This window comes from Klebsiella sp. R390 (genome assembly GCF_051131745.1).
In the GTDB taxonomy this organism is placed as follows: Bacteria; Pseudomonadota; Gammaproteobacteria; order Enterobacterales; family Enterobacteriaceae; genus Klebsiella.
In genome coordinates, this window is record NZ_CP180445.1 from 1,980,837 (window position 1) to 1,994,635 (window position 13,799).

General features: G+C 53.0%; 15 protein-coding genes and 3 tRNA genes. 12 read left to right on the forward strand and 6 right to left on the reverse strand.

Annotation, left to right across the window (positions count from 1 at the left end; all coding sequences use genetic code 11):
• The first annotated feature begins 138 nt into the window (after nt 1-138).
• The 4 genes from rsmC to ACMYSP_RS09225 all read left to right on the forward strand — a co-directional run bounded on the left by rsmC (nt 139) and on the right by ACMYSP_RS09225 (nt 1,654).
• Entirely contained in the window at nt 139-1,167 is a 1,029-nt protein-coding gene (gene rsmC / locus ACMYSP_RS09210; RefSeq protein ID WP_434586443.1) for a 16S rRNA (guanine(1207)-N(2))-methyltransferase RsmC, read from the forward strand.
• Between the two features lie 169 nt (nt 1,168-1,336).
• Nucleotides 1,337-1,423: transfer RNA gene (locus tag ACMYSP_RS09215), tRNA-Leu, on the forward strand.
• Nucleotides 1,424-1,451: 28 nt separating this feature from the next.
• Nucleotides 1,452-1,537: transfer RNA gene (locus ACMYSP_RS09220), tRNA-Leu, on the forward strand.
• 31 nt (nt 1,538-1,568) lie between these two features.
• Nucleotides 1,569-1,654, forward strand: a tRNA-Leu gene (locus tag ACMYSP_RS09225).
• Nucleotides 1,655-1,675: 21 nt separating this feature from the next.
• Here ACMYSP_RS09225 and ACMYSP_RS09230 read toward each other — a convergent pair.
• On the reverse strand, nt 1,676-1,915 hold the full coding sequence (locus ACMYSP_RS09230) for a DUF1435 domain-containing protein (RefSeq protein WP_434586444.1): 240 nt from the start codon (nt 1,913-1,915) through the stop codon (nt 1,676-1,678).
• Nucleotides 1,916-2,174: 259 nt separating this feature from the next.
• On the opposite strand from ACMYSP_RS09230, the gene ACMYSP_RS09235 reads away from it, so the two are divergent.
• Both ACMYSP_RS09235 and fhuF read left to right on the forward strand, forming a co-directional pair.
• Nucleotides 2,175-3,221, forward strand: coding sequence for a GGDEF domain-containing protein (locus tag ACMYSP_RS09235; RefSeq protein ID WP_434586445.1), 1,047 nt, complete (start codon nt 2,175-2,177; stop codon nt 3,219-3,221).
• Between the two features lie 108 nt (nt 3,222-3,329).
• On the forward strand, nt 3,330-4,118 hold the full coding sequence (fhuF, locus tag ACMYSP_RS09240) for a siderophore-iron reductase FhuF (protein ID WP_434586446.1): 789 nt from the start codon (nt 3,330-3,332) through the stop codon (nt 4,116-4,118).
• Nucleotides 4,119-4,160: 42 nt separating this feature from the next.
• Here fhuF and ACMYSP_RS09245 read toward each other — a convergent pair whose 3' ends face one another.
• Nucleotides 4,161-5,504, reverse strand: a complete 1,344-nt coding sequence (locus ACMYSP_RS09245; RefSeq protein WP_123757617.1) for a PTS sugar transporter subunit IIC — start codon at nt 5,502-5,504, stop codon at nt 4,161-4,163.
• 340 nt (nt 5,505-5,844) lie between these two features.
• Here ACMYSP_RS09245 and ACMYSP_RS09250 point away from each other — a divergent pair, with 340 nt between their 5' ends.
• Nucleotides 5,845-6,303 carry a YbaK/EbsC family protein gene (locus tag ACMYSP_RS09250; protein WP_434586447.1) on the forward strand — a complete coding sequence of 153 codons (459 nt, stop codon included), beginning with the start codon at nt 5,845-5,847 and terminating at the stop codon, nt 6,301-6,303.
• A gap of 15 nt (nt 6,304-6,318) precedes the next feature.
• Here ACMYSP_RS09250 and bglJ read toward each other — a convergent pair whose 3' ends face one another.
• The 4 genes from bglJ to pobA form a co-directional block, all read right to left on the reverse strand.
• Nucleotides 6,319-6,942: a DNA-binding transcriptional activator BglJ gene (gene bglJ / locus ACMYSP_RS09255; RefSeq protein ID WP_434586448.1), complete on the reverse strand. Its 624-nt coding sequence runs from the start codon at nt 6,940-6,942 to the stop codon at nt 6,319-6,321.
• Between the two features lie 56 nt (nt 6,943-6,998).
• Nucleotides 6,999-7,694 (reverse strand): helix-turn-helix domain-containing protein, encoded by a 696-nt coding sequence (locus ACMYSP_RS09260; protein ID WP_434586450.1) that lies wholly within the window; start codon nt 7,692-7,694, stop codon nt 6,999-7,001.
• A 263-nt stretch (nt 7,695-7,957) separates the two neighbouring features.
• Nucleotides 7,958-8,827, reverse strand: a complete 870-nt coding sequence (locus ACMYSP_RS09265) for a helix-turn-helix domain-containing protein (RefSeq protein ID WP_434586451.1) — start codon at nt 8,825-8,827, stop codon at nt 7,958-7,960.
• 23 nt (nt 8,828-8,850) lie between these two features.
• On the reverse strand, nt 8,851-10,035 hold the full coding sequence (gene pobA / locus ACMYSP_RS09270; protein ID WP_434586452.1) for a 4-hydroxybenzoate 3-monooxygenase: 1,185 nt from the start codon (nt 10,033-10,035) through the stop codon (nt 8,851-8,853).
• A gap of 287 nt (nt 10,036-10,322) precedes the next feature.
• Between pobA and ACMYSP_RS09275 the strand changes: the two genes are divergently transcribed.
• The 5 genes from ACMYSP_RS09275 (at nt 10,323) to ACMYSP_RS09295 (ending at nt 13,647) form a co-directional block, all read left to right on the forward strand.
• Nucleotides 10,323-11,099: a threonine/serine ThrE exporter family protein gene (locus tag ACMYSP_RS09275; RefSeq protein WP_434586453.1), complete on the forward strand. Its 777-nt coding sequence runs from the start codon at nt 10,323-10,325 to the stop codon at nt 11,097-11,099.
• Nucleotides 11,090-11,563 (forward strand): threonine/serine exporter, encoded by a 474-nt coding sequence (locus ACMYSP_RS09280; RefSeq protein ID WP_434586454.1) that lies wholly within the window; start codon nt 11,090-11,092, stop codon nt 11,561-11,563. Before ACMYSP_RS09275 ends, ACMYSP_RS09280 begins: the two co-directional genes overlap by 10 nt.
• A 244-nt stretch (nt 11,564-11,807) precedes the next feature.
• Entirely contained in the window at nt 11,808-12,347 is a 540-nt protein-coding gene (dnaT, locus tag ACMYSP_RS09285) for a primosomal protein DnaT (RefSeq protein WP_434586455.1), read from the forward strand.
• Nucleotides 12,348-12,349: 2 nt separating this feature from the next.
• Entirely contained in the window at nt 12,350-13,087 is a 738-nt protein-coding gene (gene dnaC / locus ACMYSP_RS09290) for a DNA replication protein DnaC (protein WP_123757626.1), read from the forward strand.
• A gap of 65 nt (nt 13,088-13,152) precedes the next feature.
• On the forward strand, nt 13,153-13,647 hold the full coding sequence (locus tag ACMYSP_RS09295) for a DUF2501 domain-containing protein (protein ID WP_434586456.1): 495 nt from the start codon (nt 13,153-13,155) through the stop codon (nt 13,645-13,647).
• Nucleotides 13,648-13,799: the final 152 nt, after the last annotated feature.

Sequence of the window (13,799 nt, forward strand, 5' to 3'; positions counted from 1 at the left end):
GTACATCACGCACGCCGACCCGTCTGCCATCATGCCGGGAGAGTCAGACCGAACAACGCGCTGTCGAAAGCGCCAACAAAGAGGCAGCGTTATGGATAACGTGTATAATCGGCGCCAGTCTTAATGAAGGAGTGTTTCATGTCTGCTTTTACCCCGGCAAGTGAAGTCTTGCTGCGCCACAGTGATGATTTCGAACCCGCACGCGTTCTGTTTGCCGGTGACCTGCAGGATGACCTGCCAGCACGTCTGGACACCGCAGCCAGCCGTGCCCATACCCAACAATTTCACCACTGGCAGCTCCTTAATGGCCAGATGGGAGATAACGCTCGCTTTAGCCTGGTCGCGCAAGCCGAGGACGCGGCTGATTGCGATACGCTGATTTACTACTGGCCGAAAAACAAGCCAGAAGCACAGTTCCAGCTGATGAACCTGCTGTCACTGCTGCCGGTGGGCACCGATGTTTTCGTCGTTGGCGAAAACCGCAGCGGCGTTCGCAGCGCAGAACAGATGCTGGCCGAATACGTCCCCCTGACCAAAATCGACAGCGCGCGCCGCTGCGGGCTGTATCACGGGCGTCTGGAAAAACAGCCGACCTTCGATCCAGAGCAATACTGGGGTGAATACCCGCTGGAAAACCTGACGATCAAAACCCTGCCTGGCGTCTTCAGCCGTGACGGACTGGACATCGGCAGTCAGCTGCTGCTCTCCACCCTGACGCCGCACACCAAAGGGAAAGTGCTTGATGTCGGCTGCGGTGCCGGAGTCCTGGCAACCGTGCTGGCCAGCCATTCCCCGAAAGTGCGCCTGACGCTCTGTGACGCCAGTGCACCAGCGGTCGAAGCCAGCCGCGCGACCCTTGCCGCCAACGGCATTGAGGGTGAAGTTTTCGCCAGTAACGTGTTCTCGGAAGTGAACGGTCGTTTCGACATGATCATCTCTAACCCGCCATTCCATGATGGCCTGCAAACCAGCCAGGAAGCGGCACAAGCGCTGATTCGCGGTGCAGTACGTCATCTGAGCAGCGGTGGTGAACTGCGTATCGTGGCCAACGCCTTCCTGCCGTATCCGGATGTGCTGGATGAAATCTTCGGTTTCCATGAAGTAATTGCCCAGACCGGTCGTTTTAAAGTTTACCGTACCGTCATGACCCGTCAGGCGAAAAAGTAGTTCCCTGCACGCATCGGCGGCTGGGTCACCACGCCGCCGTTACCGTTCTGCCCCGCTCGACCATTTTTGCAACAATCAATCCGCGCGACACAATTAACTATTGACGAAAAGTTGAAAACCACTAGAATGCGCCTCCGTAGTAACGATACTTTCTGAGTATCGATGGTATGCGACGGTGGCGGAATTGGTAGACGCGCTAGCTTCAGGTGTTAGTGTCCTTACGGACGTGGGGGTTCAAGTCCCCCCCCTCGCACCATATACTACATAGATATCGCTCGCACTGTGCGAAGGTGGCGGAATTGGTAGACGCGCTAGCTTCAGGTGTTAGTGTCCTTAGGATGTGGGGGTTCGAGTCCCCCCCCTCGCACCAACGAGGCGATATCAACAATTAAGAATACTGTGCGAAGGTGGCGGAATTGGTAGACGCGCTAGCTTCAGGTGTTAGTGTCCTTAGGATGTGGGGGTTCGAGTCCCCCCCCTCGCACCAATATTCTTAACCTTCCCCGAACTATCCCATCAGCTTTAGATTCAACGTCATCAGCATTATCCCACTGATCAACGCAACGCATGATGGCAGCAGAATAAAGTGGCGCAATTGACGGTGCCAAATCATCAATGCCGACAATAATAGCCCGACCGTCACCAGCCCACGCCAGGCATCTGCCGACAGATCGGCAAATCCCAGAACAGCAATCAGTACGCCAGGAAGCAGCACTCCCCATCCACTGCCTAAAGTTCGCTGTAACATGCCTCCCCCCAAGACGATAATGATAACCAATATCATATGATAATATTTATCATTTGTCATGTTATGACCATCAGGATGACCGGTTCTTTACGTTCGCGCTAATGACATACATTCGTGAAGGTGATAAATTACACGAGCAACAGCAATACATTAAATTACCTGATAATTTAACAAAAACCTTACTCGAAATATTGTTTTTTAACGTTCTTTCTTTGCAGCCATCATTTTGAAATTTATGGCTAATAGCGACACGTTCAATATGACTGCACAATCCTGGCAAAAGCATTACGAAAAAAAATATCAATATTCCTTACGGCTATTTTTGCTGTTGAATTTCATTTCTGCGCTTTTTGCGTTGGCTAGCCCATTGTTTATCAGCACCCGATTCACGCTGCCCTGCACCCTGATAGCGCTGTTAAGCACTGCCTTAATGCTTTGGCACTGGAAGTACTCACAACGCAAAATTAATATTTCTTTTATTTCTCTGATATTTGGTGTGTTGTGGGCATGGCACGTCGCAGATAAAGCCCTGTTACAGGCGCCACCGCAATTTAACTTTTTAGTTATTGCCTTATTAAGTATATTGTTTATTGGCACTATCGCATTTCCCAATAATATCATTGCGTTTACGCTACACACTTTACCCACGTTTATCGTTAGTCTGGTTTTTGCTGAAACCGCACAATGGCCCCGGATGTTTTACTGTTTTGCCCTCCCTATCGCCGGCATTACGCTACAGAATATGATTCAAAAACGTAGCGATACTTTTACCCAGGGGCTGATGGATAAACTGCTGCAGGAACGTAACACGCTGAACGATCTCAGTATGTTGGATCCCCTCACTGGCTTATATAACCGGCGTGGCTTACAAAACCGACTGGATGCCATGCTGGCTGCAAACGACATGCGCCATCACGTATTGCTGCTGGATATCGACCACTTTAAGGCCTATAACGACCACTATGGGCATATGATGGGCGATCAGGCGCTGATTCAGGTCTCTGCAGCCATTCGCAATGCTGTGCGCTCACGTGACATCGTGGCCCGTTTTGGCGGAGAGGAATTTATGGTCCTGTTGACCGACAGCACCGCAGAGACTGCCTCACTGGCCGCTGAGCGTATTCGCCAGCAGGTCTATGATTTAAAAATCCCGCACATGTTCAATGAAAGCGTCGCCACCAACGTCACCATAAGCATCGGGATGACCCCGTTGATTGATGCGGATATCGATAGCGCACTGAAAAGAGCCGATACCGCGCTGTACGAAGCGAAAAGCCTCGGACGCAACATTATTCTCGCCAGCTAATCCCTGCTCAGGTCCAGCAAATACGGCGCAGACAAACCGCTTGCCATCATCCAGACAACTAACTAGTATTACTAATCATTATCATTTAGATTAATATCTGGCAATCTGATGGCATACCGTTCCCTTTCATTCAGCAATGAGATCATCTGGCAGGCGCCGTTCCGCCAGGCTGAATGCGCATTGGCGAATGCCATTCGGGAAAAAATCACCGCCCTACGCCCCCATTTGCTGGATTTTCTCCGCCTGGACGAAGAAGCGCCACATCACGCGCTAACGCTGGCTGAGTGGTCAGCTCCCGGCGCGCTCAGCTCGCTGCTGGCGACCTGGTCCGATCATATTTACCGCCATCAACCGACGCTCCCGCGCGAGCAGAAGCCTCTGCTGTCACTGTGGGCGCAGTGGTATATCGGTTTACTGGTGCCGCCGTTGATGCTGGCGCTGCTTACAGAAAAAACCGCTATCAGCCTGATGCCGGAATACTTCCGCGTGGAGTTTCACGAAACGGGCCGGGCAGCCTGCTTCTGGATTGACGTGCATGCCGAACCGGCCGCCCAGGTCGATTCCCCGCAGGCCCGGATGGAAATGCTGATCGTCCGCGCCCTGCAGCCGGTGGTGCAGGCTCTGGAAGCGACCGGCAATATCAATGGCAAGCTTATCTGGAGCAATACCGGCTATCTGATTAACTGGTATCTCGGTGAGATGAAAGCGCTGTTGGGGGATGAGCAGGTTGCCGCCCTTCGCCAGCACTGTTTCTTTGAAAAGCAGTTTTCTGACGGCCAGGACAACCCGCTGTGGCGGACGGTAATCTTGCGCGAAGGGTTACTGGTGCGGCGAACCTGCTGCCAACGTAACCGCCTGCCAGACGTTCAGCAGTGCGGAGACTGCACGTTAAAATAATCCCGATGCGGCGGGCGACAACAGTGCCGCCCGCCAGCGTTGTTACGCGGTCTGTTGGCTCTCCTGCGCCACGCGTTCCGCTTCTTCAGCTTCCTGCGCTAACAGCTGCTTCTCATAGACCTTGAAGAACGGGAAGTAAATAATCGCCGAGACGCAGGCCAGGACCACCACCAGTATCGCCGCCCGGAAATCCCATCCCAGCGCCCACGCGCCGCCAATCGGTGCCGGAGCCGTCCACGGAACCACTGAAATTACCCGCCCAATCAGATCGAGCTTCATTGCCGCCCAGGCCAGCACGGCGTTGACCATCGGCGCCAGCAGGAACGGGATAAAGAACACCGGGTTCATGACGATAGGCGTCCCGAAAATAACCGGTTCGTTAATGTTAAAGAGGCTGGGTACCACACTCAGACGACCGATAGATCGCAGGTGCGCCGAACGACTGCGCAGGTAGCAGAAGACCAGGCCCATAGTGGCACCAGACCCCCCGATGACAATGAAGAATGTCCAGAACGCCTCCATAAAGATATGCGGAAGCGGCGCGCCTTGTGCCAGCGCCTGTTGGTTCATCCCGAGATTTGTTAACCAGAACATCTGCAGCATGCCAGAAACAATGGCCGCACCGTGGATCCCAGCGAACCACAGCAGGTGGCCAATCAGCACCGCCAGTAAAATTGCCGGCAATGAATCCGCTGCGGACACCAGCGGTTTAAAGATAGCCATGATGGCCTGCGGGATCAGCATGTCAAAGTGATGCTGAATAAACAGGCTCAGCGGATACAGCGTCAGTACAACAACCAGCACTGGAATCAGCAGGTCGAAAGAGTTTTTGATCATCGGCGGCACCTGATCCGGCAGGCGTATACCGATATTATGTGCCTTCAGGAAGCGCATCATTTCAACGCAGTAGACCGCCACCAGGATCGCTGTAAAGATCCCCGTACCGCCAAGGCTATCGACCGGCAGGTTACCATTGGTTTTTGGCGCCGCCACCAGCAGGAATGCCATGATTGACAACATGCTGCACATGAAAGGATCGAGCTGATTAGATTTTTCATAGTGCTTGCCGAGGTTATAGGAGATGGCAGCACAAATGTAGATAGACATAATGCCCATCGTCATATCGAACGGCGTCAGAATACGCCCTTCAAACTCTTTCGCTAAATCCAGCCAGGCACGCGCAAATCCCCAGGTGGTATCTGGCGAAAATGGCGGATAAGCAAACACCAGCAGGAACGAGCCGACAATCATAAACGGCATCGCCGAGATGAAGCCGTCACGAATCGCCATCACATGACGCTGTGATGAGATCCGCCCGGCAACAGGGCTAATATAATTTTCTACAAAGCGAAATATCAGATTAAACGCAGCATGGTTAGCAGACATAGCAGCCCTCCTGACAGGCTTTAGACACAGGCCCAACAACGATTATCCTGCCGTGGCGATGAAATATGTTCTGTGAACGGCTCCCCACTGCGGCCATCTCATAGGCTATACTGTTCAGATCAGCACGATTCATACACGGCTCTTTTGTTATAAGTGATACAGGGTAGTTACCCGTTCAGTATTCATCTGAGTGACGATAACAGCAACCGGTTACAGTAACCGGTTACGGTGATTGTGAAGAAGATCCAGAAATTGGAATAATTCCGGATTACCCATCGACAATATTTACACTCCGCCAGGCTTGTGACAGATTGACACGGACATGAATCAGGAGATCCCCATGAGTCTGCAGTCCGTGCGGCAGTTTTTTGCCAGCCATGCCCCCGATATCGAAATCATCGAGCTCAATCAAAGTACCGCAACCGTCGCCCTCGCTGCTGCAGCACATCGCGTTGAGCCTGGCCAAATTGCGAAGACCCTCTCTTTAAAAGTGAAGGAGCAGGTGATTCTGGTGGTCGCCAGCGGTGATGCCCGGCTGGATAACAAGAAGCTGAAGGAAACGTTCGGCGCGAAAGCACGTATGCTCAGCAGTGATGAAGTGGTCATGCTTACCGGGCACCCGGTCGGCGGTGTCTGCCCTTTCGGGCTGGAAAACCCGCTGGTGATCTATTGCGATATTTCGCTGAAGCAGTACCCGGAAGTGTTACCGGCGGCCGGCGCCATTCATAGTGCGGTTCGCATTTCTCCTGACAGAATGGCCCAATTGACGGATGCCACCTGGGTTGATGTCTGTCAGTAAAATGTTGCCGACCAGCTATGCGACAATGGCATGCGTGATGGTTGTTCTGTCCGGCAGGAGACGCATCAAAATATCGCCCGCGCTGATCAAACCAAGATCGGAGCTGATCCCCAGCTTGGTCATCGCGTTGCACTTATGGGCGCGAATGGTTTTGATATTGCGATCCAGCTGCAGCGCGATTTCCGGCAAGGAGTAACCATAAGTCATATAGCAAAGAATGCTATGCTCGGTTGGGCTCAGGAGTTGATGCACTGCAATCTGGCTAATGAGCGGCTGGCCCAGAGGTTGAGCGTGTCGGGGCAGCAGCCGGAATAATTCTTGCTGCAATATCTCACGACACGTCATTTTATTGATAATCCCGTGCAGGCCAGAAGGCGTCAGTTTCTTGATGAGATTTACTTCCCCATTGTCCTTCGCCAAAATGATCCGCCGGACTTCGGGATGAGAATAAGCAATATCACGCAGGTAAAGCAGACTATCAACCCGAAGCCAGCGCTGACCCGAAAGTGAAAAAATAACCGCAGCGATATTCCGAAAGTGTAAAGTGCGTCTTAATGACTGAACATCTTTAAAAAAATGAACACAATATTGTTCGGTGCTGCACTCATTCAGTATATGACGAAGCCCTATCGCCGTCATCGTACAGGGTTCTACCACTGCGATACAGCATGTTGTGTTCCGTTGTCCCATTGCGGCTACTCTCCATAAGCTGAGTGTACATTCAGCTCTTTCATTCCTTGTGTGCTATTAATCCAGGCGTACATTTGCGCGTTGCTGCATAAAGATAAGCGCCGCATCGCGCTATTCTTTTGCGCGCTAATGGTCTTATTACTTTTCTTCAGCAACGAAGCAATCTGATTAATGCCCCAGCCTTTTGCCAGCAGTCGGAGCACCTTACGCTCCGAGAAGGTCAGCACCCTCAGCTTCTCCTGGCTAATGGTAAAATCTCTCGCACCCACTGCAGCCACCGGGTGCACAGGGGGAACACCCGGCTCTGCCCCCGCACTGGCAGCTTCCCTGACGCAGAGCGCTTCACCCAGACGTGTCACTGGGTCACTGTCGGAAACACATGTGCTTTCAGGCCTGACCAATAATGTTTCAGCATGGGCAGAGCAAGCACGACCAACCACATAGATCCAATGAATATGTTTAAAGCGAACCATTAGTGAACAATAGTACCGACATATCTCGTGCGGCCGTTCTATCTCACCGGATAAATCAACAATAACCACCGTTGCCATATTTATCGGAAGCTGCGTAAGCGTCTCCAGTGAATAACAATGACTGAAGATATAATGAGGAAGGTACTCACTGGTTATTGTGTTTAATCCGGATTGCATCACCGGTATTTTGCTGATGATAATGCCGTACTTACCCTGTCCTGGTAACATAAACCCTCCCTGTTTTGTAGAAGATTCACGCTGGCATAAAACAGATGGGCGCCTGGCAACCATAATTTATTTGCCAGGTGAATTTTTATCACCCCTGGCGAACGTCGGCCGTACGTTCAGGTACATATTTTTTATGGTAAATCTAAAATATATTTTTTTGGCCTTAACAACAAATGACACTAGCATAAATTACGGCCAACAATAAATTAGAATAAATGAAAGCATTTATTAGAAATAAAAATTCCGAATCACACCATCTGACTTTATTTAATTTCATTCCTGAATGTTTTTGGTGAAACGCCGCTATAGCGACGGAAAAAACGCGAAAAATAAGTCACATCAGAAAAACCTAAATAATCAGAAAGTTGCGTCACTGTCATCGTGGTATATTGTAAATTACGCCGCGCTTCCAGCATCAATCGCTGGTGTAAAACTCTCAGTGCGCTACCGCCATGGAATTCACGACACAAATAATTAAGATGGGTCGCCGATAGCCCGACCAGCCGGGCATACTCCGCCAACGGCAGATGTTCGCGATAATGACTTTCAATGAGACGAGAAAAATGGCGCATGACGCTGCGCTTTCGTTCCGCTCTCCCTTCCGCTACCGGCGCTGGCAGACACTGTCGGTTCAACCACACCAGCAGCGTGCCCAGCAGTGAATGCAGCATCATTTCCCGAGCATCTCGCTCTTCGCAATACTCTTCACGTAACGCGGTAAAAAGGGCACGCACGTGCCCGCGGGATTGTTTAACCGGTACACACTGCGGCTGGCTGAGGACATCAAGCTGGCGGCCAAACTGGCTTTCAAACCGACTGAGCAACGGCAGCGCCAGCGATAACACATAGCCTTGAGTGCCTGGCGAAAAACGAAACCCATGAACGCACAGTGCAGGCACGACCTGAATACAGGCGTCGGTCATCACCGTTATCGTCCCTTCTATTTCGATTTCAGCCCGACCTTTATGCAGGTACAGCAGCTGCACCATCCCGGCATGCTGATGCATCCGGATATGCCACTCATACAGGCTGCTGCGCTGCAAAATCGACTCACAGTGCAGCAGGTCGGGCGTAGGCCAGTCACGCTCTTCGCCATACAAGGTAAAAACGGGAACGGTATTCGCAACCTGCATGGCAACTCCTGCTTTATTCAACGCTATGCCACGCGCTCCATTGGCAGACCGACATAGTTTTCCGCAATGGTGGTCAACCCGGCGCGCGAGCCCAGATAATAGCGGCGATCCGCCGCCTGCATTTTTTTATCGAACTCACTCTGCTGCGGGAAGTCATGCAGCAGACGGGTCATAAACCAGCTGAATCGCTCACCTTTCCACACCCGGTCAAGGGCAAAGCGCGAGTAGCTCTCCAGCAGGTCGGCACGGCCACGATGGTAATATTCACGCAGGATCCGCCACAGATAATTGACGTCCGAAGCGGCCAGATTCAGCCCTTTTGCCCCGGTGGGCGGTACGATATGCGCCGCATCCCCGACCAGGAACAGCCGCCCATATTGCATCGGTTCAACCACATAACTGCGCAGCGGAGCGATACTCTTCTCTAGTGAGTGACCAGTCACTAACTTGCCAGCCAGCTCGTCCGGCAGACGACACTTCAGCTCTTCCCAGAAACGTTCGTCCGACCACGCGTCCACCTTGTCACTTAGCGGCACCTGCAAATAGTAGCGGCTGCGTGTTAGTGAGCGCTGACTACAAAGCACAAACCCGCGCTCATGGTGCGCATAAATCAGTTCCGGGTTCACCGGTGGCGTATCCGCCAGCAGCCCCAGCCAGCCAAAGGGCCAGACGCTTTCGTACTCTTTGAGGATCTCGCGCGGAATACTCTGGCGCGACACGCCGTGAAAGCCATCGCAGCCGGCGATAAAATCACACTCGAGCCGGCAGGTCTCGCCACCGCTGACAAACGTGACTGACGGCCGGTCACTCTTCGCCTCTTCAATCACCACGTCGCTGACGCCATAAATAATCGGTGCCCCGCTGTCCGCACGCGCCGCCATTAAATCCCGGGTCACTTCGGTCTGGCCGTAGACCATCACGCTTTTCCCCCCGGTCAGCTCGCTCAGGGCAACCGGCACCCGCTGCCCCTCAAACAAAAACTCCACCCCATGATGCACCAGGCCTTCTGCATCCATTCGCTGTGATACACCCGCTTCGCGCAGTAATTCGACGGTCCCGCTTTCGAGGATCCCGGCGCGGATACGCCCCAGTACATATTCCGGCGTCTGCCGCTCGAGGATAACCGTACGGATGCCGGCAAGATGCAGTAATTGACCTAACAGCAGCCCGGAGGGGCCAGCGCCAATAATCGCGACTTGTGTTTTCATAGGGTTGTCTCACTTTCAGATGGTTAATTATTTGTTTGTTTTTTGTTTAATAAAAGTTCCTTGCTGCATTTTTGATAACTCAGACGTGAAAAAGAAGGCCATAATTCGTTCAAAAATTGCACTTTCCAACAGTTTTGCGAAAGTGTGGCAGCGCTCAAATTTCATTTCGTCCGCCCGTGGCGTCTTTTTGCACATTGTTTGATCCCGTCCCCCCCAGATACCACGGGAGTCCAGGTTAAAGTATCGACAAACACTTTGGGATTGGACGTGGGGAACAGCAGGTACTTATGCAAGCAGATCGGGCAGTTCAGCGCGCTATTACGCGGTTGTGCATTCAGTGTGGGCTTTTCTTATTGCAGCACGGCGCCGAAAGCGCCCTGGTGGAGGAACTTTCAACCCGCCTTGGGCGGGCACTGGGTATGGACAGCGTCGAAAGCGCCATCTCCTCGAATGCCATTGTGCTCACGACGATTAAAGATGGCGAATGCCTGACCTCCACGCGCAAGAACGTCGATCGCGGCATCAATATGCACGTGGTGACGGAAGTGCAGCATATTGTGATTATGGCCGAGCATAAGCTGCTGGATTATAAAGACGTAGAGAAGCGCTTTGCCCAGATCAAACCGCTGCGCTACCCGCGTTGGCTGGTGGTGCTGATGGTCGGCTTATCCTGCGCCTGCTTCTGCAAGTTAAATAAAGGCGGCTGGGACGGCGCGCTGGTGACCTTCTGCGCCAGCACCGTCGCAATGTATATTCGCCAGCTCCTGACCCACCGTTCGATGCACCCGCAGATTAACTTCTGCATTACGGCGTTTGTCGCCACCACCATTTCCGGGCTGATGCTACGTCTGCCGGCGTTTACCGCCACCTCAACGGTCGCAATGGCCGCCAGCGTCCTGCTACTGGTCCCCGGCTTTCCCTTAATCAACGCCGTGGCGGATATGTTTAAAGGGCATATCAATACCGGCCTGGCGCGCTGGGCGCTTGCCAGCCTGTTGACGCTGGCCACCTGTATTGGCGTCGTAATGGCGATGACCATGTGGGGGCTGCGAGGATGGGTATAATGACGTATGTTTTTGCACTGCTGCAGGATATGGCGTTATCAGCTATTCCGGCGGCCGGCTTTGCGATGGTGTTTAACGTCCCACAGCGCGCGCTGCGCTGGTGTGCGCTGCTCGGCGCCATCGGCCACAGCTCACGTATGGTGATGATGGATGTCGGGTTCAATATTGAGTGGGCAACGTTTCTCGCCGCGCTGCTGGTTGGCAGCATCGGTATTCAATGGTCCCGCTGGTATCTGGCGCATCCGAAGATTTTCACCGTCGCGGCAGTGATCCCGATGTTCCCCGGTATCTCGGCCTACACCGCGATGATCTCGGCGGTAAAAATCAGCCACTTTGGCTACTCCGATGAGCTGATGATCATGCTGCTGAGCAATTTCCTGAAGGCCTCTTCTATTGTCGGTGCTCTCTCCATTGGCCTTTCTATCCCGGGCCTCTGGTTGTACCGTAAGCGCCCGCGGGTATAGCACAGAGATTTGGCTGAACCCTGTGCTACTATAGCCAATAGATTTCGATTTTTTTTACTGCGGCGCCGATCGGCTTACTGGACTAAGCGATGCCGTCCACCGGGCGCCGCCAGTCAAAAACAACTGTAAAGACAATCGGTTTAACCCCCTCTATAGCCGAACTAATTCGAGTTGCAGAAAAGCCAACGCTCATGCAACTTGAAGTATGACGGGTGTATATGTTGTTCAGAGTTGAGATAGCATTATGTCTTCGCGAATGTTAACCACCGATTTTAGCGGCCTGGATGATTTCATCCAGGACCCTGCAGCCGTACTCGCAAAATCGGCCAGCGGCGCCGTCGCCGTTTTTGCCAACAATGCTCCGGCGTTCTATGCGCTGACGCCGGAACGTCTGGCTGAGCTGCTTGAGCTGGAAGCAAAGCTGGCACGTCCCGGCAGCGATGTGGCGCTGGATACTCAGTTTTTTGATGAGCCTGCTGCCGCGCCAACCGCCATCCCCATGGGGAAATTCGCCATGTATGCCGACTGGCAGCCGGATGCAGATTTTCAGCGCCTCGCTGCGCTCTGGGGCATCGCCCTCAGCCAGCCGGTTACCCCGGAAGAGCTGGCGGCGTTCGTCGCTTACTGGCAAGCAGAAGGCAAAGTCTTTCATCATGTGCAATGGCAGCAAAAGCTGGCACGCAGCGTCCAAATCGGCCGGGCCAGCAACGGCGGCCAGCCGCGACGCGATGTGAATACGGTCAGTGAACCGGATAGCCATATTCCACGAGGTTTCAGAGGATGAGCATGAAAAACGTTGGCGACCTGATGAAGCGTCTGCAAAAAATGATGCCGGCCCATGTCGAACCGGCGTTTAAAACCGGCGAAGAGCTGCTGGCCTGGCAAAAGGAGCAAGGTAAGCTGCGTTCTGAGGCACTGGAGCGCGAAAACCGCGCCATGAAGATGCAGCGTACGTTTAACCGTTCCGGCATCCGGCCACTGCATCAGAACTGTTCGTTTGAGAACTACCGGGTTGAGTGCGAAGGCCAGATGAACGCCCTGTCCCGGGCGCGCCAGTATGTTGAAGAGTTCGATGGCAATATCGCCAGCTTTATCTTTTCCGGCAAGCCCGGCACCGGGAAAAACCACCTGGCTGCCGCCATTTGTAACGAGCTACTGCTGCGCGGGAAGTCGGTGTTAATCATTACCGTCGCCGATATTATGTCAGCCATGAAAGACACCTTCGGCAACCGGGAAGTCAGCGAAGAGCAACTGCTGAGCGACCTGAGCAAGGTCGACCTACTGGTCATTGATGAGATCGGCATGCAGACAGAATCGCGCTACGAGAAGGTGATCATTAATCAGATTGTCGACCGCCGTTCCTCCTCGAAACGCCCGACCGGCATGCTTACCAACAGCAACATGGAAGAGATGAACAAGCTGCTCGGCGAACGCGTCATGGACCGTATGCGTCTCGGTAATAGCCTGTGGGTTATTTTCAACTGGGACAGCTATCGTCATCGTGTTACCGGTAAAGAGTATTAAGATATTTCCGAGTCCGGGCGGGGTTATACTACAAGGATGCTTAAGTAACTATGACGAGTACACTCATGAAATCTGCTCAATTTTTGATCCGCACTACCTTGATTGCCGGTGTTTTTCTTAGCGCCGGCGTCCATGCTGCCTCCTGGCAGGATTCCCTTTCCAGCGCGGCCAGCCAGCTAAGCAGCCAGGGCGACGCCCAGCAGAGTGGCGGTATGTCAGTCTCCTCCCTGACCAGCCTGCTGAGCAACGGCAACCAGTCTCTGACCTCCAGCAGCATGAATAATGCCGCCGGGATTATGTCCTATTGCGCGAAGCAGAAACTGTCTTCGGTGACCAACACTGAAAACGTGAAAAACCAGGTGCTGGATAAACTGGGCCTCAGCACCCCGGAAAAACAGAAAGAGGACACCAGCTACCTTGACGGTTTGCAGGGGCTTCTGAGCAGCAACAGCGGCCAGAAACTGGATCTCAACAGTCTTGGCAGCAGCTCAATGGCTGAGAAAGTGAAAACCAAAGCCTGCGATCTGGTCTTAAAACAAGGTGTTAGCTTCCTCTCCTGATCTCCGCTTCAGAGGCCGCGTTTAACGCCTTAGGGCCGACAACGCGGCTGCAGTCTCGATTTTCACCCTTTTTCGTTCTGCCTCCCCCTGCAACACAGGATGAGTCATTGTCCTGGAATGACAATTTCTAAACCAATTCTGAACCACAGCAC